Source organism: Rhizobium beringeri, from assembly GCF_004306515.1.
Taxonomy (GTDB): Bacteria; Pseudomonadota; Alphaproteobacteria; order Rhizobiales; family Rhizobiaceae; genus Rhizobium; species Rhizobium beringeri.
This window is the reverse complement of the sequence record NZ_SILG01000021.1, coordinates 1-209: the sequence shown is the minus strand read 5'-3', so window position 1 is coordinate 209 and position 209 is coordinate 1. Positions and strand designations below refer to the sequence as shown.

Genomic DNA, 209 nt, shown 5'->3' with positions numbered 1-209 from the left:
AGGACGAGGAGCTACCATCGCCAGGGAAAGCGAAGCTTTTCCGCCAGCGATAAGAAGGTAGTTGCTGATCTTTAGAGAGGAATTTGGTTGCGGGGGCAGGATTTGAACCTGCGGCCTTCAGGTTATGGTCCGCAGGACGAGGAGCTACCATCGCCAGGGAAAGCGAAGCTTTTCCGCCAGCGATAAGAAGGTAGTTGCTGATCTTTAGA

The 209-nt window shown here is 53.1% G+C and carries 1 protein-coding gene; it reads right to left on the bottom strand.

The window, feature by feature from the left end; all coding sequences use genetic code 11:
* Positions 1 to 209: hypothetical protein (locus tag ELH03_RS37805; RefSeq protein ID WP_207104548.1), on the bottom strand; the 209-nt coding region annotated here is incomplete at both ends.